The organism is Rhizobium sp. 05N430 (genome assembly GCF_056396985.1).
Genome location: NZ_JBFTMO010000023.1, coordinates 39,269 through 59,577, shown reverse-complemented (window position 1 = coordinate 59,577; position 20,309 = coordinate 39,269). Strand labels below are relative to the sequence as shown.

Sequence of the window (20,309 nt, the reverse complement as noted above, 5' to 3'; positions counted from 1 at the left end):
CCGACACAGCTCTCCGGAAGATCGACGGATGGATTGAAGACTATAATGAAATCCATCCACACTCAGCGCTCAAAATGGCCTCCCCAAGGGAGTTCATCAAAGCATTGTCTCAATAGCTGAGCTGTCCGGCGAAATGGGGGGCACTCCAATAGAATTATACCGTGCCAATCAAAAAAGATCATTGGATTCTTTGACTTACCTAACGTAGGTTCCGTCCATATCCATGATACGTTCATGGTAATCCCTTAGATGCATTAGCAACTGCACACTTTGCAGTGCAGCTGCTCTCAACTTCTCGGAACTAGAGCTTTCCCTCCACCGTTTTGTCCGTTACCGTGCATATAGACCGATTGCGACATTTGTTTAGAGGTCATTGTGCGCTCTACAAAAGCCCGCTGATGACCTGAACTAAGTTGAAATACGATGAGTGTCACTGCCATCGTATGGGATCGTCCGCTGTTAGCCCTGAACCAACCGAGCCTGCGGCGGACGGTCCTTTAAAGAAGAGAGCCCCACGACTGTCGCCGCGACAGTTCTCTGATGGGGTCATCACAGGCGGCAGTGGCTTCCTTAATCACCCAATCGCCGTGCGAACTTAGGCCGCTTTGCGGCTCGCTCGTATCGCTGCATCAATTGCCATTTGGATCAGGTAGACGACAAACGGTTGGTTCGTTAACTGCGCGAGTTTCTTCGCTGCGTTCAAATGATCTACGAGGTGACTTGCTAACATCGACTCCTCCATGAGTAGGCATATTACTGTTTGCTCACGAACCTTAACGCGCAATTACCGATAGGGTTTCTGTCCTATAGCGTGCGAACCACTGAAAACGCGGAACTATTCTGTTTGGGTTTGCATTCCAACGCGATGAGGTATTATTTTGATATTCGGGAGGGTGATAACCTCGAAGAAGACGTTGAGGGCATAGACTTGCCTTCATCTGATGCCGCCCACAGTGAAGCGCTTGCTGCAGCTCGTGACATGGTGGCTGAGTACGTTCGCCATGCAGTGCCGATTGACGGCATGACATTTGTGATCCGCGACGAGCGCGGTGAGGTCGTCGGTGAAGTGCCATTAATGGCAGTGGTGAAATGACTACGGTTTACCGAAAAGGCGGCTTTTGTTTCGCGGCGCTAGGTAAGGCTTGCCACTCCCCTACCCTACGTCGCGAAACCTCCTGCTGCCTACCACTTCATCCGGAACAGTCGAAACATTGCACGGCACTACTGGTTCGCGGAAATTGAGGTTTACTCTCTCAGAGATGAAGAAGCCCATCTATGATCTTATGAGTCCGCCAGATCGGCGGCGCGTTCTCCGTGGCCGGCAGCAGAGCGATATGCGGCGAAGGCTTCGCGGCACTTCCCTTTCGTTACAGACATCACGATGGGGGTCAAGACGCGCGGTAGAAACCTCTACAAGTTTCTCCTTGCCGGCTGGAAAAAACAACACAGCGCTGACACGGCATGACGGACTAGCCTCTCACGCGTCGCTGGCCAGAAGAAAGTCTCAGGATTTCCCGTCTGCCTGGGGACCATCTTCCTGGGGAGTGCGCCAGGACCCTTGATCAAGAGATGGAGCAGCTTGGCCGGCCATCTCTTTTATCGCAAGAGCCCAGTGCTCCAGAGCTTTTCCGGTGGGGCACCCCTCGCGCTCCCATATGGCATAGGCGCGAGCTCGAAGCTGATCGTCATGGGACCGCTGCATGGCGTGTTCCTTATGTTGAACTTGATGAAGTCGTCTTGCGGCGTGCGGCGCGTTCGAGGGCTCATGACAAAAGCTTTCTCGAGCCTCAGTTTCGGCGAAGCTCAATTCGGCTGGTTATGACCGGCTTGCCTGTCTTCGAATCCGTATCAATGGTGGTAAGACGCATTCCGGATGAGCCGATTTTTTCGATAGTCATCTGCGCTTTCCTGTCGCCGTTAACCTCCTTCGCCCAGGTGATGCCGAGGTTGATGGTGTCGCCAGAACGTTGCCCACCGAGACCGGCCGTTCCCGTGCCCGCGCCGACATAAGAGCCGGAGTAACGGCCACCGTTCGCCTTGAGGTTTGCGGATATGACCCGCGAGAAGATGGCAAGGCTGGTGCACTTGCCACCGAGGGCTAATGAATTGGTGCTGGTGTCGGACCTGAAGCGGCAGGTGACATTTATGGTCGGGGCGTTGACACGCACCTTGACGGTTCCTTTGCCGCTCCAGTTTCCAGAAAGAGATTTCAAAAAGGGCGCCTCATCGGCATGGGCAACACTGCCTGACAAAAGGACGAGCAGTGTGATCGCAGTCGCTAAGGACTGGGTGAGGTGTCGATGCATGGAAATTCTCTTTCGTACCGCGTCCGATGCTAGGTCGGCATGTGCTGGTAACAGAGGAAGGTATGAACGCAAACCTTCTCACCACGTCTTTGTTCCCTGCAGAAGACTCCACCTGCGAATTTCTACAGGAGCGGGTCTGCATTTCCTTGGGCATCGCACGCGTTCAACTCGTCGGCTAGCTCCTTCGCATCGACCTTGCTCAGTTGAACGAAATCTCTGCCGTTGGTTGCCGCTGGAAGTCCCGTCGTCGTGTCTACGATCTTCCAAGCCCCGGCATGATCCTCGCTCACAGCGCCATGTATGGTGGGGCTGGACGTTCCAAAGTTGAGGGTTCCGGTTCCATGCCGACCATACGCTCATGATTCAGTGCATAACGATTTCATCGCTTCGTACGATAGGACGTAGTGACCGCAGTCTTGCTTCAAACCAACGCGAGCGACACCTACGCAGCCTTGTCAACGCCGTGCCAGAATAGGCGATGAAACTGAGGGAACTATACCGCCCCTTGGTTGTTCGCTGTGCAACGAGGATGAAGCTATGACCTATAAGAACCCCGACCCGACCAGCGACGCGGCACGAACCGACCCCAACACGGCGGATGAAGCCCGTGAGAAATTGAAGGACCAGGCAGAAAAAGGCTTGCGAGACGCCAGAGAAAAACCTTCGAAAGACGGGCCGAAAACGTAAAATGTCTAGGTTCAAAGACGTCTCAGCACGCCATGCTCCAATAGATGGCCGCATATTAAGAGCGAAGACGAATCCACGGGTTATAGCTGTCCTGTGGAGCATCTACGTTGGTATAGCGGGTCTGATATTGATCGGTACGGTGGTCTCGGAAGTCCGGTGATGGACTGGATGGAGAGGGCGATTTGTTCGGCTATCGGTCAGGTGCCAGTCATCCCGCTGCTCCAGGAAATCGCTCCTAAATCAGCCCTATAGAGCGGGGATCTGGCAAGTCAGTTTTATACCAATCCGCAAAATTTCCTGGACCGTGACATCAGTTGACACAGTCAGTTCGCAATGGCACGTACAGCCATGATCAATCGTCAATCCCGCAACGTTTCACTTACGCCCGAACTTGAGGGTTTCATCAACCAATGTCTCGCATCCGGCAACTTTGCCAATGCCAGCGAGGTCGTGCGCGCGGGCCTTCGCGCCCTTAGGGACGTGGATGGAAAGCCGAAGCCAACCCCTGCTACCGGCTGGCCCATTGGCGGCGGGGAATGTGGCAACCTCATCCGATCCAAGAACTGGGCCAATCATATCCTTGGTGCGGTTGAGGAATGGTCTGCGGAATTACGGGCGACAGTCGCCAATATTGTAAATTCACCGGTCGCCAAGGTGCTCATGTGGGGCGCTGATCACATCATGCTTTACAACGATGCCTACCGGGAGATCGCAGGGGAGCGTCATCCGATGGCATTGGGCACGCCCGTTGCAACCGCCTTTCCCGAGGTCTGGGACTGGAACCAGGCGATTCTGCAAGTCGGCCTGAACGGCAAAACCGTGGTTCATCGTGATCAACCGATCGTTTTTCAACGACCGGATGGTCCTCAGACAATGATGCTCGACCTGTTCTACACGCCTGTCTACGACGCAAACGGTTCGGTGGGCGGGGTTATGTGCACGATCGTCGATAACAGTGCGAAGGTTACCGCGGAGACCAAGCTTGCTGCACGCGAGGCCGAGCTGCGTCGGGTCACAGACGCCGTTCCAATGCTGATCTCCTACGTGGATCGCGACCACATCTATCGCTTTGCAAACGCCGCTTACCGAGACTGGTTTGATATCGATCCTCAGTCGATGGTCGGACAGCACGTAGAAAGTATGATAGGCAAGCAGGCTTACGCCGACCGAAAAGCCTCGATCGATCGTGGATTATCGGGCGAGACATTTTCAGCTGAAACGACTATGCCGCGTGCCGACGGTACAGTGCGGCGCCTGGAAGTGCGGTATGTACCGCATGTCGAGCCCGATGGTTCGATACCGGGCGTCCATATTCTCGGCATCGATGTGGAGGAGCGTGCGACCCGCGAGGCCGCCATCGCATTCAGCAATGGGCGCTTCCGCACCGCCATGGACGCGGTCCACGGGATCCTATGGACCAATAGCGCCGATGGCCGCATGGTCGGGGAACAACCCGGATGGGCCGCCCTCACCGGGCAGACGCAGGATGAGTATCAGGGATACGGCTGGTCGAGGGCGGTCCACCCGGACGATTCTGCTGGAAGTGTGGAGGCCTGGCAGCGGGCGGTCGCGACGAAGACCATGTTTTTATACGAGCACCGGGTGCGCAGGCATGATGGCGCTTGGCGCCAGTTTGCGGTACGCGCCCTGCCTATTCTCGACAAGACCGGCGAGATCGTCGAATGGGTCGGCGTGCACACCGACATCACGCATCAAAGGGCAGCCGAAGCTGCGCTGCGGGAGCAGGCAGATACATTGGCGCAGCAGGTCCGGCATCGCGAACGAGCTGAGGATCAACTACGGCAGCTGAACGAAACGCTTGAGGCCCGCGTTATCGCGGAAATCGCCGAGCGCCGGCAGGCGGAAGTCAAGCTTGCGCAATCTCAGAAGATGGAGACCGTTGGCAAACTGACGGGCGGCGTGGCTCACGACTTCAACAATTTGCTGCAGGTGGTATCGGGAAATCTTGCACTGCTTGCGAAAGACATCGCCGGCAATGAGCGTGCCGAGAAACGCGTGTCGAACGCAATGGCGGGTGTCAGCCGCGGCGCCAAGCTCGCAAGCCAGCTCCTTGCCTTTGGTCGGCGTCAGGCACTTGAGCCCAAGGTCGTGAACATCAGCCGCTTCGTACAAGGCATGGACGACATGCTGCGCCGGGCGATTGGCGAGGCTGTCGAGGTCGAAACCGTCGTGGCGGGTGGGCTGTGGAACACGTTTATCGATCCTGCCCAGATCGAGAATGCGCTCCTCAACCTCGCCATCAATGCGCGTGATGCGATGGACGGCCAGGGCAAGCTCACCATCGAACTGTCAAACGCGCATCTCGACGAGCTTTATGCGCGAACGCACGATGAAGTAACGCCCGGTCAATACGTGCTGCTGGCCGTCACAGATACGGGAACCGGCATGTCGCCGGAGATCATTGACAAGGTTTTCGAACCGTTCTTTTCGACGAAAGCCGAGGGCAAGGGTTCCGGCCTCGGGCTTTCGATGGTCTACGGCTTCGTCAAGCAATCAGGCGGTCATGTTAAGATCTATTCCGAAGTCGGTCACGGCACGACGATCAAGCTTTATCTTCCCAGAGCCCTCCAGGCCGAAGACATGGAAGTGAACGTCGACAACGGCCCGATAGCAGGTGGCACTGAAACCGTCCTCGTCGTCGAGGATGACGAAGAGGTGCGGGAGACCGTTGTCGCCCTCCTTGCAGACCTCGGCTATCGTGTGCTGAAGGCGGTCGATGCGGCCAGCGCGCTCAACGTGATCGATAGCGGCATACCCATCGACATCCTGTTCACGGATGTTGTCATGCCCGGCAATTTGAAAAGCCCTGAGCTGGCGCGCAAGGCCAAAGAGCGCCTCCCCGAGATCGCCGTGCTGTTCACATCGGGATATACCGAGAATTCCATCGTCCACGGCGGCAAGCTCGACGCCGGCGTCGAGCTTCTTTCGAAGCCGTACACCCGGGATGCCCTGGCAAAAAAGTTCAGGCACGTCATCAACAATCAGCGACAAAAGTCGGGTGCTGCGCCCTCCCCGGCTCCAAAAGCCCCTGAGACTTCGTTGCCCGAACCATCTGCACAGCTAACGATCATCCTGGTCGAAGACGATCCGCTGATCCGGATGAACACGTCCGATATCCTCAAGGAAGCAGGCCACATCGTGGTCGACGCGGGAAGCGCCGAGGAAGCTATGGCCGCGCTAGAAACGGTTCCCTTCGACGTCCTGGTCACGGACATCAGCCTTCCAGGCGCCTCGGGCAAGGTTCTTGCGGAGCGGGCGCGCACCTTGCGGCCTTGGTCGAGGATCATATTCGCGACCGGTGACGCCTCGGCCGTGCGGGCTTCCGACGGGGTCGTTCTCAGCAAGCCCTACGATGCCGAGCAACTCAACCGGGCGATCCTGCCAAGAGACGCAATCTCCAAGTCGCTTGACCAGGAAGACGAAGTGGACGCGACGAAATAGATTTCACGGCGCGCGGCGTGACGTCCAAGGATCCTTTAATGAACGACAGACTCGAGCCTCCACGCATCAACCGGGGCAGCCTGCAGGAACTAATAGGCGGCCTCAGCGATGGCATCATACTCATTGATCAGGCGGGCGCGATTGCCTGGGCGAATGATGCGGCGATCGTCATGCATCGTGCAAAGGCAATTGACGACCTCGGAAGGGATGCAGCGGGCTACCGACGTCGATTCACTTTGCGATATCGCAACAACCATCCGCTGGAAGAAGGACAGTACCCGCTCGAACGGCTGCTGGCCGGCGAGACGATCGACGATATGACGGTCGAAGTCTCGCCCAGCGATAACCTCGATCTGGTCTGGGTGCACACCGTTCGGAGCATGGTCATCTCCGACGCCGGGGGTAAAGCGGATGTGCTCGCGCTGATCTTGCGAGATGAAACGCCGCGCTTTGAAGCCGAGGAACGATTCGAACGGTCCTTCAACGCCAATCCCGCTCCAGGCCTTATCTGCCGCCTGGAGGACAATCGGTTCATTCGCGTCAATCAGGGCTTTCTTGAAATGACGGGTTTCAGCAAGGAGGACGTGATCGGCAAGACTGTCGACGCTGTCGGGTTGTTCTCAAACTGTGAAACTGGGGATGACGCGCTTCTGAAGCTCAGCGAAGGGCGGGTAATCCGCCACCGCGAGTCGCTAATTCCTCTCCCGGACGGTGGTGACCGGCTTGTGATTGTCGCCGGCGAGCCGATTTCCGTGGTCGAAGAGCCGTGTATGCTTTTTACCTTTGCGGACCTCGATGCCCGCAGGAAAGCCCAGAACGCCCTGCGTCAAAGCGAGGAGCGATTTTCGAAATCCTTCCGTCTATCGCCTGCGCCGGCCGCCATATCGCGCCTCGCCGATTTCGTTTTCACAGAGGCGAACGATGCCTTCCTGCAGATTTCGGGATATGGCCTCACAGAGGTCGTCGGCCGAACAGCCGCTGAACTTCACCTCTGGGAAGACGTGGCAGCCCGGCGGGCGCTGGAGCAAAAGCTGCGTGACAACATCTTCGTGCGTAACGAGCCGACACGCTTGAAGCAAAAAGACGGTGCAATGGCGGACTGTCTTGTGTCTGCGGAAAGGGTCGAGATCAACGACGAGCAATGCGTGATCTGGGCTCTTCAGGATGTGACCGAGCGCCGGCGTAGCGAGACGCAATTGGTCGAAGCGATCGAGAGCGTCATGGCGGACACTTCATGGTTCAGCCGCTCCATCGTCGAGCGGCTTGCGACACTCAAACAAGCGTCAACAGCGGTGCCCACGGCGACACTGATGGAGTTGAGTGACAGGGAGCGCGAGATTTTAGGTCTTATCTGCGTCGGACAAAGTGACGCCGATATGGCTCAAACCCTGCACCTGTCGAGGAACACGATCCGCAATCACGTCACCTCTCTTTATGGAAAGATCGGCGTCAATCGCCGCGCGGCAGCAGTGATATGGGCGCGAGAACGTGGCTTCACAGGCGCTGCCACTGGCAAGGCCTTAGATCACAAGAAGAAGAAAAAGTAATTTTACGACGTGTACCTGCTAAAAAGGTCGTTTGATACTAGGCGATCTAGTATTTTTCGCTCTGAAAATTCTCATGCTCCAGCGCTAGTTTCAAAGTCATGCCACCGGCTTTGCCGGGGTCGGATGATCGACGCACCATAGGTGAAAAGGGCTGCATGATGGATAAGTCGTCGGCAAAAATTCGGGCCGTAGGAAGACACAGCGAGGCCCTCGGGCCGCGGCGCTGCACCGAACGGCTAACCGCCGTTTGGCAAGCTTCGGTTACTGATCCTTCCAGGAGGTTATTGAGATGCTTTTCCCATTTTATGCAGGTACGGCGACCATCTCCGCAGATTACTGTGGTGCGGGTGCAGCACTCAGCGCCCTGCTAGCTTACGCGCGTGGCCTCGAAGACTGCCAGATTGAAGTCGAAATCGCAGGCGGCGACATATTGCTCAACGGCGTGGCATCGTCAGAGAGGGCCGCGAGTGAAGCAGTGGCGATCGCTACCGACTTCGCGACGGGCAGGGTCATCCGCAACCTGCAAGTGCGCCCGCCGAAACCGTCGATTTGATACTGGCCGATCGATACGCTGCCAGTTCAATGCAAAAGATAAACGCCTCCAAACCTACGTTGGAACAAAACGTTCCATCGCGAATTTAAGCAAACGGAAAAACGTAAGCGAAAGGAATACGTTATGAGCAGCACAGGTGATAAAGCATCAGGTCTTGCAAATGAAGCCATCGGCAACATCAAGCAGGGCGTCGGCAAGCTCGTCGGAAGCGAAAAGCTGCAAGCCGAAGGTAAGGTTCAGGAAATCAAGGGTGAGGCCCAGCAGGCTATGGGCGACGCCAAGGACGCAACCAAGAAGGGTGCCAATTCAGCTTCCGATTACATCAACAAGAAGCTCTAGCATCCCAACGAGGACACAGCCGTGACGGCTGTGTCCCTCCCACTTCCCGCACAGGAAAATCGTGATGATCGAACCCGTTGGTGTGTCCCACCGCGAAGTCATTCCTTATGCCGACGCTGCTGATGGCGCCTATTTCAACAAGATTTCGTGGGGCGCTATTTTTGCCGGCATCGCTCTTGCACTCGCGATGCAGTTTCTTCTCAACCTTCTGGGCGTCGGGATCGGCGCCGCCGTGATAGACCCCACAACCTCTGACAATCCGGCTGCGAGCACATTTTCGATTGTCAGTGCAATCTGGTTCGTCGCAGCCGGAATCTTCGCATCCTTTGTGGGTGGATATGTGTCTAGCCGGCTCTCCGGCCGCCCGAGTAGATCTACAGGTGGGTATCATGGTCTGACGACGTGGGCGGCCACGACAATTGTTGTACTATACCTTCTTACCACGTCGGTTGGTGCTGTTATCGGCGGCGCATTCAGTGGGATTGGGTCGTTGATCGGCGGCGTCGGACAGACTGCGACGACGGCCGTGACCGCTGCTACCCCGGTTGTTGCAAATGCAAGCAACCCGTTCGCGGACATTGAGCAGCAGATCCGATCCACAACGGGCGGCAACGATCCTCAGGCTCTGCGCGATGCGGCAGTGAGCGCCGTTCAGGCTGTTGTTTCAGGCGACCATGCCAAAGCCGACAACGCGCGTAATAGGGCTGCCGAGGCTCTAGCGCGGGCGCAGAGCATTCCTGTCGATCAGGCAAAGACCGAGATTGCGCAGTATGAGGCGCAGTACAAGCAGTCGGTGGACACGGCAAAGCAGAAGGCGAGCGAAGCGGCGCAGAAGACAGCCACGGTCGTATCCGCCGGCGCGATACTGGCATTCATTGCGTTACTGCTCGGCGCAGCGGCCGCCTGGATCGGCGGGTCCGCAGGAACTCAGAAAACAACTTTGTGTGCGGCAATCGAGCACCGGTAAACTCAGATCAGTAAGCTATGAGAATGGCGCCAGCTTGAAATCGATCGGCGCCATTCAGCATTTTACCAAGCTGTCCGACTTCGTTTCCAGCCTTTTGACTTGCTTCCGACGTGAGGGGTGTCTAGTTGGCTACAGGAACTGAAGAACCTGTCTTCAATACGGTGACCATCGGTTTCGACGATGCAAGGATGCGACTTGACCCGAACTCACGACACCCTGTCAAACCACGATACCGTCCCAACCTCGTTGGACATCGGACCAGACCGACTTAACGCGCTCTATCAGACCGAATTGATGGACAGTGGGCCAGAGGAACGCTTCGATCGCTTGACACGGCTCGTTGCTGCGACCTTGTCGGTCCCGGTGGCGCTCGTTTCATTGGTCGACACAAAGAGGCAGTTCTTCAAGAGTTCGTTTGGTCTTCCTGAACCCTGGAAGACCGATCGAGAAACACCTCTGACACATTCGTTTTGCCAGCATGTCGTTGCAAGAGCTGCTCCCCTCGTTATCGAAGATTCAACACTCGACCCTCTTGTTTGCGACAATCTTGCTATTCCGGATCTGAACGTGCGCGCGTACCTTGGCATCCCGCTTCTGGACCAAGATGGTCATGTCCTGGGTTCGCTTTGCGCCATTGATGCCGAGCCGCACAAATGGACGGCTCGTGAGCAAGAGATACTCGCTGATTTTGCCAAACTGGTGGAAGAGCAAATTTCCCTGCGAGAACGCGTCGCAAGACTGGCGCAGTTCGATGAGCAGCGTCTTCTGATCCAGGGCGAGTTGGCGCATCGTATCAAGAATATCTTCTCGGTCATATCCAGCCTGCTCCTCGTCTCGTCGAGGACCGAGAGCAATCTAGATGGATTTGTGCGCAGCGTCACTGGACGGATACAGGCGCTGAGCAGAGCCAACGATTTCATCATCGATTCGAGGCCTGATGGGACCGGTGTTGCATGCGGTCTCGCGGGCTTGATGGAAGCCTTGCTAGCGCCTTTCAAACGAGATGAAAAGCAGGCTATCGTCTCTTGCCAGAGCATCACCGTCGGCGAGAAGACCGCGGCTGCCCTCGCATTGGTAATCCACGAACTTGCAACTAATGCAGCCAAGTATGGCGCACTATCGACTGGCGATGGCTACATCCATTTGGAATGTAACAGCTTAGGTGACACGTTAAAGATCACTTGGCGGGAAATCGGCGGGCCACCGATCACGCAAAACCCGTCGAGGAAAGGTTTCGGGACCAGAATGGTGGCCCGGACCGTGGAAGCGCAGCTCATGGGAACGATCACGCGAGATTTCGCGAGCGATGGTTTGTTGGTCGCCCTCGAAATTCCGCTATCGGCCATCGGCAGGTAGTTTCTGGGCAGGCGAACTCACCCGGCAAGTCGGCTTGCCTTGAGGCGCAACGTCACCACCAAACCGTGTTCAACCCATTCGTAGTCGATCGCACCGCCCAGCTGTCCAGAGATGGTGCGCTGTAAAAGCTTGCTGCCATATCCTTCTGTGGTCGAACCAGTGTTGACCCCACTCTCCCGATGCTCGCTCCAGACGATCTCGAGATCTTCCTCACTCAGCGTCCCGGAGATATCGAGCAACCCCGTGTCATTCGACAATGCGCCGTACTTCAGCGAATTTGTCGCCAGTTCATGGATGACGAGGGCGAGGCTTGTCGCCGCCCTTTCCCCCAACCCCATACGCGGCACCGCCACGCGGATGCGACCGGCAAAGGCACCTACGTCGTCATAAGGCGCGAGCAGCACAGTGAACAGATCGCCCAGCAAGGCGGCGCTCCCCTGCCCGTCCGCTAGCGGGCGCACGAGTTCATGGGCCCGGCCGAGTGCCGTCAGGCGCTGCATCAACTGCAGAACCATTTCCTCCTTCGTTTCCGTCGAGCGGGACGTGATGTTTGTAAGACCTGCCGCCAGCGCCAACAGGTTTTTGACGCGATGGCTCATCTCTCCAGCGAGCAGTTCGTGACCTTCCTCCGCCTGTTTGCGGCCTGTCACGTCGAGGAAAATTCCGGTCATCTTGTTGGTCGCTGCATCCCCTTCATTGCCCTGGCCTCGCGCGGAAATCCACCTGACATCCGATCCACCGGTCAGGATACGGAAATCGATCTCGAAGGCACCATCAATGGCTCGGGTCGCGACGAACGCCGCCCTTACCCGGTCCCGATCCGCAGGATGCACCTTAGCGGATAGATGCTCGAAGGTCAGGTCTTCCTCGACAGGGATATCCCACAGCTCGTATGCCTTCGCGTCCATGAAGAATGCGTCGTCATCGACAATCCAGGTCCACAGCGCCACGCCGGCAGACTTGACAGCGCGCCTAAGCTCGTCGGCGCTCCAATCTGGCTGTGATTTCGCTTGGCTCATCGTAAATTTTCCACCAGATGCAAAAACTCGCCCCGATCCAGAACTAGCGGGCTGGACAAGTGTTATCAATAGCCTAAGTGGCGTCTGCGACCCTGCGATGGAAATGCTATGAACGTACAAGCCTCCAATCAATTGCACGATATTTTCGTTGGCAACGGCGAGATGGCCCAGATGATGCGTCGTCACGACTGGGCGAGCAGCTCACTCGGCCTGCCGGACAAATGGCCGGAAGCGCTCAAGGTCGCCATACGGCTCCTGCTGACATCCAAGTTTGAAATGTGGCTCGGATGGGGGCCAGACATCGCATTCTTCTACAACGATGCCTACCGGCCGACACTTGGGAACAAGCATCCGAATGCACTCGCCGTCCCGACAAAGATCCTCTGGTCGGAAATCTGGAACGATATCGAAGGACGCCTCGACACAGTTTACAAGGACGGCCAGTCAACATGGGACAAGGCGCTTCCTCTCCTGCTGGAGCGCAACGGCTACACCGAGGAGACCTACCACACATTCTCCTACAGTCCGCTCATTGGCGATAGCGGCAAGGTGGAGGGCGTCTTTTGCGCTGTTACGGAAGAGACCGAGAGGGTTATCAGCGAACGTCGTATGTCGACAATGCGTGCACTCGCTTCCGGGCTTGCGGCTGCGAACACGCAAGATGAGGTCTTCACGGCCTCGCATTGCACCGTATCGGAGAACCTGCGTGACCTCCCTTTCAGCGCGCTTTATATTTTCGACGCAGATGGAAATGCGATACGGCAATGGGTTTGTGGCACGACCGACGGCGACGGTCTTTTGCCCGCGTGTATAAATCGCGGCAGTGACATCTGGAACCCTGAGCAAGCCTGGACGAAACAGGTCGCCGAGATGGTGGACCTTTCGGCGATCAGCAATGTCCCCTCTGGACCATGGCACAAGCCGCCGTCTCAGGCCATGGTCCTGCCGCTGATCGGACAGGGCAACAACGGTCCAAAGGGGATCCTGATCAGCGGACTTAATCCGCATCGAATTGCAACCGACGAATATCTCGACTTCTTGAAATTGATCGCCGGCCAGATAACGTCTCGCTTGGCGAGTGCGGAAGCTTTCGAAACAGAGCGGCGGCGGGCGGCGGCTTTGGCCGAAGCGGCAGAAATGCGGGAAAGGGCGGCCGCTGCCCTTGAACAGCTGAACCGCCAGCTTGCCTCGGAAGTCGAACTTCGCACCACTGAACGGGATCGCATGCGCGGTTTGTTTCAGCAAGCCCCGAGCTTCATGTGTATTTTGAGCGGCCCTGATCACGTATTCGAGCTCGCCAACGATGCCTACCTACAACTCGTAGGACACAGACCGCTCGTGGGCTTAAAGGTGAGAGACGCCTTGCCGGAAGTTGCCGGTCAAGGCTTTTTCGAATTACTAGACGGTGTTTACAAGACAGGGAGGCCGTACATCGGCCGTTATCTCCCGGTCTTGCTACAGCGTGAGGGCGAGAAACCGGACCAGCGGTTCATGAACCTGATCTACCAGCCAATATTCGATCACGACGGGCTGGTCACCGGAATTTTTGTCGATGGCTTCGATGTCACGCACCAGAAACGCGCCGAGGAGCAGCTCCACAGCCTCAATAACACCCTTGAGCAAAGGGTTGAGCAGCGCACCCAGGAGCTGAGGACCGCTCTTCTCGATCTCGAAAAAGAAACGGTCGAACGCGAGAATGCACAGGTCGCGTTGAGACAGGCACAGAAAATGGAGGCGCTGGGCAATCTCACAGGCGGCGTCGCACATGATTTCAACAATCTTCTCCAAGTCGTGAGTGGCAATCTCCAGCTGCTGTCGAAGGATGTAGACGGCAATCCTCGTGCTTTACAGCGGCTCGAAAATGCGCTGGCCGGTGTCGAGCGAGGCGCAAAACTTGCGTCGCAGCTTCTCGCATTTGGCCGGCGACAGCCGCTGGAGCCGAAGGTTATCAATGTTCGCAGATTGGTTCAGAACATGGACGACATGCTGCGGAGGGCGCTGGGTGAAGAAATCGAACTCGAAACAATTGTCTCAGGCGGCCTTTGGAACAGTCTGATCGATCCCAGCCAGCTGGAGAATGCAATACTAAACCTGGCGATCAACGCACGAGACGCAATGGGTGGCCGAGGGCGTTTGACGATCGAGACGGCAAACTCCGTCCTCGATGAGGACTACGCGCGCGCACACGATGACGTGCGGCCAGGACAGTACGTCCTGGTTGCGGTAACCGATACCGGATCCGGCATTTCGCCCGAGATAATAGATCATGTGCTCGAACCATTTTTCAGCACGAAGTCGGACGGCAAGGGGACCGGTCTGGGACTTTCAATGGTCTATGGCTTTTTGAAGCAGTCCGGGGGGCATTTGAAAATCTACAGCGAAGTGGGCCATGGGACCACTATGAAGCTCTATATGCCACGCACGATGCAAGTCGAGGACACGCTGACAGATGCGAGCGCAATCCCGCCTACCGGAGGCACGGAGACCGTTCTTGTCGTCGAAGATGACGACGGTGTTCGTGATACTTCGGTGGCGCTGCTTAGCGACCTGGGGTACCGCGTCCTCAAGGCCCATGACGCACAGTCGGCGTTCGCTATTGTGAACAGCGGCATGAAAATCGACCTTTTGTTTACCGATGTAGTGATGCCAGGACCCATGCGCAGCGTAGAGCTCGCCCGAAAGGCAAAGGCGCTTCTTCCGGGTATGGCAGTCCTCTACACCTCGGGCTATACAGAGAATTCGATCGTCCACGGCGGCAGGCTGGACGCCGGAGTCGAGCTCCTGTCCAAGCCGTACACGCGCGAGGCACTGGCGCGCAAAGTGCGGCATGTCCTCGCCAATGCACAGCAACACCGGATCGCGTTGGAGCGTCTTAACCGTCAAGATCAGGCTAGCGAACCGATAGCTAGCGAAACCGGGACGGTCCTCGTGGTTGAGGATGAGCCGCTCATCCTGATGTCGACGGTCGATATGGTCGAAGAACTGGGCTACACGGTCCTTGAGGCAAGTTCGGCGGAAGTTGCGCTTTCGATATTTGAAACAGAAACGATCGATGTCCTATTTACCGATGTCGGATTGCCGGGTATGTCGGGTACCGACTTGGCCCGAACGATACGGGAGCGTCGGCCGGAAGTGCAGATCGTTTTTGCCAGCGGCGATAGCAATGCGAAGTCCATTTCGGGCTTGGAGGACGCGCTTCAGCTGCCCAAACCGTTCGCACTGGAGCAACTGAAGGCTATTCTCGCCCAGGCGCGCTCTCGGAAATGACAACCTTATACTGCTTGGTGGCATACGAGTTTGCACCTATGTAGGATCAAATCAAAATCGCGTAGTCGGCCCGACACGAAGGCGGTGTCCGTGCGACGGTATGGTGCCATCATTTCTTACTTCAGTCAGATTGGCTAGAGCTTCCGCTGAGCTGTAAGGTTTCATGAGAAATCGGCCATCAGTTGGCAAGTCACTTTGCGAAACTCGCCGATCGCCTGACGTGACTAGGATTGCGACCGGTGGCCACCCGCTCGCATATGTCTGGCAAGATCAAGGCTGTCTTCAGAGCCCGGCATATCGGCATCCGTGAACACTTCCCTGATGTACGGCGTCACACCGAGGGTACGAACCGCCTCCAGTACATATCCAGCCTTGATCACGTTGAAACCTGCGTCGATCAGCGCGATCGTCCTTGAAACACGCCAAGGCTGTAGCGTGTAAAGCCTCCCAGCAAAGGGCGGACCGGAATCTCGCTCAGTCACAGCGATAAAAGGTTGCGAGGGCGCCTTCCAATGCGCCCTCGCGCTCTGCTCAGCTTTTGGGGAGCAGTACCTTGTCCACGACGTGGATGACACCGTTCGACTGCTTTACGTCAGCAATCGTGACGTCAGCAACGCCTCCCGACTCGTCTGTGAGCGTGATCTTGCCCATTGAAGCCTTTGCCTTAAGAACGCATCCTCCTACTGTCTTGATATCGTGCTCGCCGCCGTCCTTCTTGATCATTTCAGACAGCGCCTTCGACATAACGTCGGCGGCGACGACGTGACAGGTCAAGATCTTCGCAAGCTTGTCCTTGTTTTCGGGCTTCAGCAGAGTGTCAACTGTACCTTTCGGAAGTGCGTCAAACGCTTCATTGGTGGGAGCGAAAACCGTGAACGGCCCCTTGCCTTCCAACGTCTTTACCAGCCCAGCCGCTTTGACAGCAGCCACCAAGGTCGTATGGTCCTTGGAGTTAGCCGCGTTTTCAACGATGTTCTTGTTTTCGTACATGGCCGCCCCGCCGACCTCGGGGTTCTTAGCCTGTGCTACGCCAGCGGCAAGGATCAGTGACGCGCCGACGAACAGTGCTTTGGTCGTGCTCTCCATGGGTTTCTCCTCTGATAATGATGCCGTTACAGGCATCAACGTTTACGAGGCGGAATCCGGCTGGATCGAAAATAGTTGCCACACAAGCGGAATAAAAACCGTTGCGTGATGGCCGCCCGTAACTGTTCCGCGCCGTCAGATTTTCAACAAAGGCTGGAGAAACCGCATAAGCTTGCTGGAAAATCTCAGCGGCGCATCTGTGACAGCGAGACAAATACAATTCTCATCATCCCCGGCGCGGGGTGTGTGAAGAATTTCCGTGTCCGCCATCTCGACGTCTCCACGGCGGAATGTGGAAATCTCGTCGGAGAACGAACCAGCAAGCACTAGCGTAAGCTCCACACCCGTGTGTGTGTGCTCTGGCACAGGTTGTCCCTTCGGAATTCGCAACAGCCGCATGGTCGTCGTCTCGTCTCCCGTAGCAACGATCATCTGGGCTGCACCACCAGCTCCAAGCCGACGCCACACTAGTCCACCCGCGTGATCGACATAGGATCTGAGTGGTTCCGGTAACAGGGTATCTCCAGCACCAGCAGACTGCCTGAACGGGATGACCTTATCGCTTTCTCCGGCATCAATCCGCGCTTTCAGCTGGTCCCAACTCGGCGCCACCTCGACATCGCTGTCCGGCTTCTCGCTTTCCAGAAAATGGCCGCCTATCGCTTCATAGACGCCCAGACTGTTACGGCATGAAGGGCACAAAGCGAGATGGGTCGCGACGGCGACGCTCCACCCTTCGCTAAGCTTGCCAGCTGCATATCGCATCAGCATCTCATCGTCGATATGATGTCGGATCATCGGGTTGTATGCTGCAATACCCATCTTAATTTCTCACAGGCCATTCGAATTCTTGACTTAACTGTCCCCAACGGGATCCCTAGTGCAGAGGCTATCGCCGAATGTGGCATTTCCTCGAAATATGACAGACGCAAGACTTCGAGATGCTCTTCCTTCAACTCACCAAGAGCGCGTGTCAGTGCCGCTGCGTCCTGCGCATTGACCAGCAGACGATCTGCAGGGAGGTCCGCTTCCCGAACAAATGCCGGATCATTTTCGTCAAACTCTGGCATGCGTCGGCGCAGTGAGTCGATGTAAAGATTTCGAGCAATCCTGAAAATCCATGTTGAGACCTGCGCCCGATTGGGATCGTACTGGTAGGCCTTACGCCAGACCAACAGCATCACCTCCTGCGACAGTTCGTCAGCCATCGTTGGATCTCTCGTCATTTTCCTCATGTGCGATCTGAGCCGCGGGAAAATGTAAGCGTAGATTTCCTCGAAGGCGTCCGCGTCGCGCAACTCTGCGACGGCGGCCATTAGTCTTGTCATCCTAATCTGAACTGTTTTAGGCCTCGCCTTTTCCATCATCTGATTCCCCGCATGCACGCGAGGCAATTGCTTCCTAACCGCTACTGCAAGCATGGTCGCCACTCTCTGGACGTTTTTTGCGGTTGTTACGGCGCCAATCTCCATTGGATCAATAAAATCTCGGACTCTCCGGTCGATCCAACTGGCAGTTCTTCGCGTAGCAGCGGGCGTAAGGAGATATGAAAATGGATCAGATCGAGATGGCACCCGGGCAGGACGCACATCTTCAGATTGTGGACGACGCTCAAAATGCGGTCCGAATCCTTCTCGCATGGGCAGGCGACGACCACAAAAGGGAAGGCCTTCACGACACCCCTGCGCGTGTTGCACGAGCGTACCGGGAACTCTTCGCCGGGTACCGGGAACAGCCAGGCAGTTTCCCCAGTACGACATTCGAAGAGGTCGGTGGTTACAGCGATGCCGTGCTCATGCGTGATATTCCGTTCTACTCGCTTTGCGAGCATCACATGCTGCCATTCCGCGGCGTCGCGCATGTGGCATATGTGCCAAGCAACTGTGTCGTCGGTCTTTCCAAAATTGCCCGCCTTGTCGAGCTGTATGCCCGGCGCCTGCAGATCCAGGAACGCATGACCAGTCAGATCGCGGACGCGCCGCAAGAGCGGCTGCAGCCGCAGGGTGTCGCCGTCTTTGTCGAGGCTGAGCACATGTGCATGTCGATGCGCGGCATCGCAAAAAGCGGATCGAAGACTCTTACAACAACGTTCAGGGGAGTTTTGCGAACGGACACATCACTCCAGGCGCGCTTTTTCAGTGACCTGAGGGGCTAGCGCCATGGGAGAAGCTCCCTCTGTCGACACGATGGTCTTCATTCTCGGCGACCAGCTGTCTCACTCGATCTCCAGCCTGGAAGTGTTTGATCCGGACACTGATGTGATCCTCATGTGCGAGGTGATGGACGAGGCAACATACGTACGCCATCACAAGAAGAAGATAGCATTCATTTTCAGTGCAATGCGGCACTTCGCTCAGGAACTGCAAAACAAGGGTTTCCGCGTTCGATACGTCACGATCGACGATCCGCGCAACACGGGGTCATTTGACGGCGAGCTCCGACGGGCGATAGCAGACCTCTCTCCGACAAGAGTTCGACTGACCGAGCCTGGCGAATGGCGCGTGCTGGAAATGGTCAGCCGATCGCAATCCTCTGTCGAAGCGCCAATCGAGGTGATCGATGATAGCAGGTTTATATGCAGTCGATCGGAATTCGCCGACTGGGCTGCAGGGCGCGAGGACCTCGTCATGGAGTTCTTCTACCGCGAGATGCGGCGCAAGACTGGACTATTGATGAATGGGGACCAGCCTGTCGGAGGACGCTGGAACTTCGATGCAGAAAACAGAAAGCCCGCGCGCCCGGACATGTTTCGCGCAGAACGCCGTGCGATTGAAAATGACGCAATAACTTGCGAGGTCATCGAGCTCGTCGGCAAGCTCTTTCCCGATAATTTTGGCGAACTGCGCGACTTCCGCTTTGCGGTTAGCTCTGAAGACGCGTCACGCATTGCGGACGATTTCGTAGACGTCCACCTTTCAAAATTTGGTGCGACCCAGGACGCTATGCTGTCAGGAGATCCGGTTCTCAATCACTCGCTCCTGTCCTTCTACATCAATGTGGGGCTGGTCGACCCGCTTGACGTTTGCCGACGGGCAGAAAGGGCATACTTTGAGGGCAACGCGCCGCTGAACGCGGTGGAGGGTTTCATCAGACAGATCATAGGTTGGCGCGAATATATGCGCGGAATCTATTGGTTGAAGATGCCCGGATACGGCGATGCCAACTTCTTTGGCAATACACGACCGCTTCCCGACTTCTACTGGACGGGGATGACAGATATGAATTGCGTCGCGACGGTCGTCGGGGAAACCAGGTCGAACGCTTACGCGCATCACATCCAGCGTCTGATGGTCACTGGCAACTTCGCGCTGATCGCCGGTATCGATCCGAAGCAGGTGCATCAATGGTATCTCGAGGTCTATGCAGACGCCTATGAATGGGTCGAGATGCCCAACGTCATAGGAATGAGCCAGTTTGCCGACGGCGGCATTGTAGGCACGAAGCCGTACGCCGCCTCCGGAAATTACATTTCAAGAATGTCGGACTACTGCGACGGCTGCGGCTTCAATGTCAAAGAGCGGACGGGGCCTGCCGCCTGTCCGTTCAATCACCTCTACTGGGACTTTCTCTCGCGCAACCGTAGATTGCTGGCGGGCAATAGGCGTCTCGCGAGACAGTATGCGACCTGGGACCGGATGGACGGCGCCGTGCGCCGCGACATCGTGGAAACCGCCGCCCGGTTTTTAGCGGCTCTCCAAGGTTACTGAGGGAGGATGGTCG

Annotated in this window: 18 protein-coding genes; 12 read left to right on the top strand and 6 right to left on the bottom strand. The window is 56.6% G+C overall.

Going from position 1 to position 20,309, the window contains the following annotated elements; genetic code table 11:
- Both AC1DJO_RS27815 and AC1DJO_RS27810 read left to right on the top strand, forming a co-directional pair.
- Positions 1 to 116, top strand: a 116-nt coding sequence (locus AC1DJO_RS27815) for an integrase core domain-containing protein (RefSeq protein ID WP_477831473.1), incomplete at its 5' end; no start/stop codon positions are given.
- A 728-nt stretch (positions 117 to 844) separates the two neighbouring features.
- On the top strand, positions 845 to 1,093 hold the full coding sequence (locus AC1DJO_RS27810; RefSeq protein WP_310300624.1) for a DUF6894 family protein: 249 nt from the start codon (positions 845 to 847) through the stop codon (positions 1,091 to 1,093).
- A gap of 411 nt (positions 1,094 to 1,504) precedes the next feature.
- Here the strand turns inward: AC1DJO_RS27810 and AC1DJO_RS27805 are convergent, their stop codons facing one another.
- Together AC1DJO_RS27805 and AC1DJO_RS27800 are read right to left on the bottom strand one after the other, a co-directional pair.
- Positions 1,505 to 1,702: a DUF2934 domain-containing protein gene (locus AC1DJO_RS27805; RefSeq protein ID WP_112390616.1), complete on the bottom strand. Its 198-nt coding sequence runs from the start codon at positions 1,700 to 1,702 to the stop codon at positions 1,505 to 1,507.
- Between the two features lie 85 nt (positions 1,703 to 1,787).
- Complete coding sequence (locus tag AC1DJO_RS27800; protein WP_112390617.1) at positions 1,788 to 2,306, bottom strand: hypothetical protein; 519 nt, start codon at positions 2,304 to 2,306, stop codon at positions 1,788 to 1,790.
- A gap of 537 nt (positions 2,307 to 2,843) precedes the next feature.
- Here AC1DJO_RS27800 and AC1DJO_RS27795 point away from each other — a divergent pair.
- The 7 genes from AC1DJO_RS27795 (at position 2,844) to AC1DJO_RS27765 (ending at position 11,217) form a co-directional block, all read left to right on the top strand.
- Positions 2,844 to 2,993, top strand: a complete 150-nt coding sequence (locus tag AC1DJO_RS27795; protein WP_162698781.1) for a hypothetical protein — start codon at positions 2,844 to 2,846, stop codon at positions 2,991 to 2,993.
- A 333-nt stretch (positions 2,994 to 3,326) separates the two neighbouring features.
- On the top strand, positions 3,327 to 6,455 hold the full coding sequence (locus AC1DJO_RS27790; protein ID WP_112444608.1) for a type II toxin-antitoxin system ParD family antitoxin: 3,129 nt from the start codon (positions 3,327 to 3,329) through the stop codon (positions 6,453 to 6,455).
- Positions 6,456 to 6,493: 38 nt separating this feature from the next.
- Positions 6,494 to 8,002, top strand: coding sequence for a helix-turn-helix transcriptional regulator (locus AC1DJO_RS27785; protein WP_112390619.1), 1,509 nt, complete (start codon positions 6,494 to 6,496; stop codon positions 8,000 to 8,002).
- Between the two features lie 289 nt (positions 8,003 to 8,291).
- On the top strand, positions 8,292 to 8,555 hold the full coding sequence (locus AC1DJO_RS27780; protein ID WP_112390620.1) for a BON domain-containing protein: 264 nt from the start codon (positions 8,292 to 8,294) through the stop codon (positions 8,553 to 8,555).
- A gap of 123 nt (positions 8,556 to 8,678) precedes the next feature.
- Entirely contained in the window at positions 8,679 to 8,894 is a 216-nt protein-coding gene (locus AC1DJO_RS27775; protein ID WP_112390621.1) for a CsbD family protein, read from the top strand.
- A 64-nt stretch (positions 8,895 to 8,958) separates the two neighbouring features.
- On the top strand, positions 8,959 to 9,861 hold the full coding sequence (locus AC1DJO_RS27770; RefSeq protein ID WP_112444606.1) for a PhnA-like protein: 903 nt from the start codon (positions 8,959 to 8,961) through the stop codon (positions 9,859 to 9,861).
- Positions 9,862 to 10,056: 195 nt separating this feature from the next.
- Positions 10,057 to 11,217 (top strand): GAF domain-containing protein, encoded by a 1,161-nt coding sequence (locus tag AC1DJO_RS27765; RefSeq protein WP_162698780.1) that lies wholly within the window; start codon positions 10,057 to 10,059, stop codon positions 11,215 to 11,217.
- 17 nt (positions 11,218 to 11,234) lie between these two features.
- Here AC1DJO_RS27765 and AC1DJO_RS27760 read toward each other — a convergent pair whose 3' ends face one another.
- Entirely contained in the window at positions 11,235 to 12,236 is a 1,002-nt protein-coding gene (locus AC1DJO_RS27760) for a sensor histidine kinase (RefSeq protein WP_112390624.1), read from the bottom strand.
- 162 nt (positions 12,237 to 12,398) lie between these two features.
- Here AC1DJO_RS27760 and AC1DJO_RS27755 point away from each other — a divergent pair, with 162 nt between their 5' ends.
- Positions 12,399 to 15,503 carry a hybrid sensor histidine kinase/response regulator gene (locus AC1DJO_RS27755; protein WP_477973928.1) on the top strand — a complete coding sequence of 1,035 codons (3,105 nt, stop codon included), beginning with the start codon at positions 12,399 to 12,401 and terminating at the stop codon, positions 15,501 to 15,503.
- Between the two features lie 531 nt (positions 15,504 to 16,034).
- Here AC1DJO_RS27755 and AC1DJO_RS27750 read toward each other — a convergent pair.
- From AC1DJO_RS27750 to AC1DJO_RS27740, 3 genes are all read right to left on the bottom strand, one after another.
- Positions 16,035 to 16,589: a fasciclin domain-containing protein gene (locus AC1DJO_RS27750; RefSeq protein ID WP_112390625.1), complete on the bottom strand. Its 555-nt coding sequence runs from the start codon at positions 16,587 to 16,589 to the stop codon at positions 16,035 to 16,037.
- A gap of 135 nt (positions 16,590 to 16,724) precedes the next feature.
- Positions 16,725 to 17,411, bottom strand: coding sequence for a ChrR family anti-sigma-E factor (locus AC1DJO_RS27745; protein WP_442208324.1), 687 nt, complete (start codon positions 17,409 to 17,411; stop codon positions 16,725 to 16,727).
- Positions 17,384 to 17,905 (bottom strand): sigma-70 family RNA polymerase sigma factor, encoded by a 522-nt coding sequence (locus tag AC1DJO_RS27740; protein WP_442208325.1) that lies wholly within the window; start codon positions 17,903 to 17,905, stop codon positions 17,384 to 17,386. Before AC1DJO_RS27740 ends, AC1DJO_RS27745 begins: the two co-directional genes overlap by 28 nt.
- A 236-nt stretch (positions 17,906 to 18,141) precedes the next feature.
- Between AC1DJO_RS27740 and folE the strand changes: the two genes are divergently transcribed.
- Entirely contained in the window at positions 18,142 to 18,744 is a 603-nt protein-coding gene (folE, locus tag AC1DJO_RS27735) for a GTP cyclohydrolase I FolE (protein ID WP_112390627.1), read from the top strand.
- Positions 18,745 to 18,748: 4 nt separating this feature from the next.
- Positions 18,749 to 20,296 (top strand): cryptochrome/photolyase family protein, encoded by a 1,548-nt coding sequence (locus AC1DJO_RS27730; RefSeq protein WP_112444604.1) that lies wholly within the window; start codon positions 18,749 to 18,751, stop codon positions 20,294 to 20,296.
- Positions 20,297 to 20,309 lie beyond the last annotated feature (13 nt).

Excerpts from the sequence above, each read along its gene's own strand:
- AC1DJO_RS27805 (WP_112390616.1), bottom strand. The coding sequence starts at position 1,702 with ATGCAGCGGTCCCATGACGATCAGCTTCGAGCTCGCGCCTATGCCATA.
- AC1DJO_RS27800 (WP_112390617.1), bottom strand. The coding sequence starts at position 2,306 with ATGCATCGACACCTCACCCAGTCCTTAGCGACTGCGATCACACTGCTC.
- AC1DJO_RS27795 (WP_162698781.1), top strand. The coding sequence starts at position 2,844 with ATGACCTATAAGAACCCCGACCCGACCAGCGACGCGGCACGAACCGAC.
- AC1DJO_RS27790 (WP_112444608.1), top strand. The coding sequence starts at position 3,327 with ATGGCACGTACAGCCATGATCAATCGTCAATCCCGCAACGTTTCACTT.
- AC1DJO_RS27785 (WP_112390619.1), top strand. The coding sequence starts at position 6,494 with ATGAACGACAGACTCGAGCCTCCACGCATCAACCGGGGCAGCCTGCAG.
- AC1DJO_RS27780 (WP_112390620.1), top strand. The coding sequence starts at position 8,292 with ATGCTTTTCCCATTTTATGCAGGTACGGCGACCATCTCCGCAGATTAC.
- AC1DJO_RS27775 (WP_112390621.1), top strand. The coding sequence starts at position 8,679 with ATGAGCAGCACAGGTGATAAAGCATCAGGTCTTGCAAATGAAGCCATC.
- AC1DJO_RS27770 (WP_112444606.1), top strand. The coding sequence starts at position 8,959 with ATGATCGAACCCGTTGGTGTGTCCCACCGCGAAGTCATTCCTTATGCC.
- AC1DJO_RS27760 (WP_112390624.1), bottom strand. The coding sequence starts at position 12,236 with ATGAGCCAAGCGAAATCACAGCCAGATTGGAGCGCCGACGAGCTTAGG.
- AC1DJO_RS27755 (WP_477973928.1), top strand. The coding sequence starts at position 12,399 with ATGGCCCAGATGATGCGTCGTCACGACTGGGCGAGCAGCTCACTCGGC.
- AC1DJO_RS27750 (WP_112390625.1), bottom strand. The coding sequence starts at position 16,589 with ATGGAGAGCACGACCAAAGCACTGTTCGTCGGCGCGTCACTGATCCTT.
- AC1DJO_RS27745 (WP_442208324.1), bottom strand. The coding sequence starts at position 17,411 with ATGGGTATTGCAGCATACAACCCGATGATCCGACATCATATCGACGAT.
- AC1DJO_RS27740 (WP_442208325.1), bottom strand. The coding sequence starts at position 17,905 with ATGGCCGCCGTCGCAGAGTTGCGCGACGCGGACGCCTTCGAGGAAATC.
- folE (WP_112390627.1), top strand. The coding sequence starts at position 18,142 with ATGGATCAGATCGAGATGGCACCCGGGCAGGACGCACATCTTCAGATT.
- AC1DJO_RS27730 (WP_112444604.1), top strand. The coding sequence starts at position 18,749 with ATGGGAGAAGCTCCCTCTGTCGACACGATGGTCTTCATTCTCGGCGAC.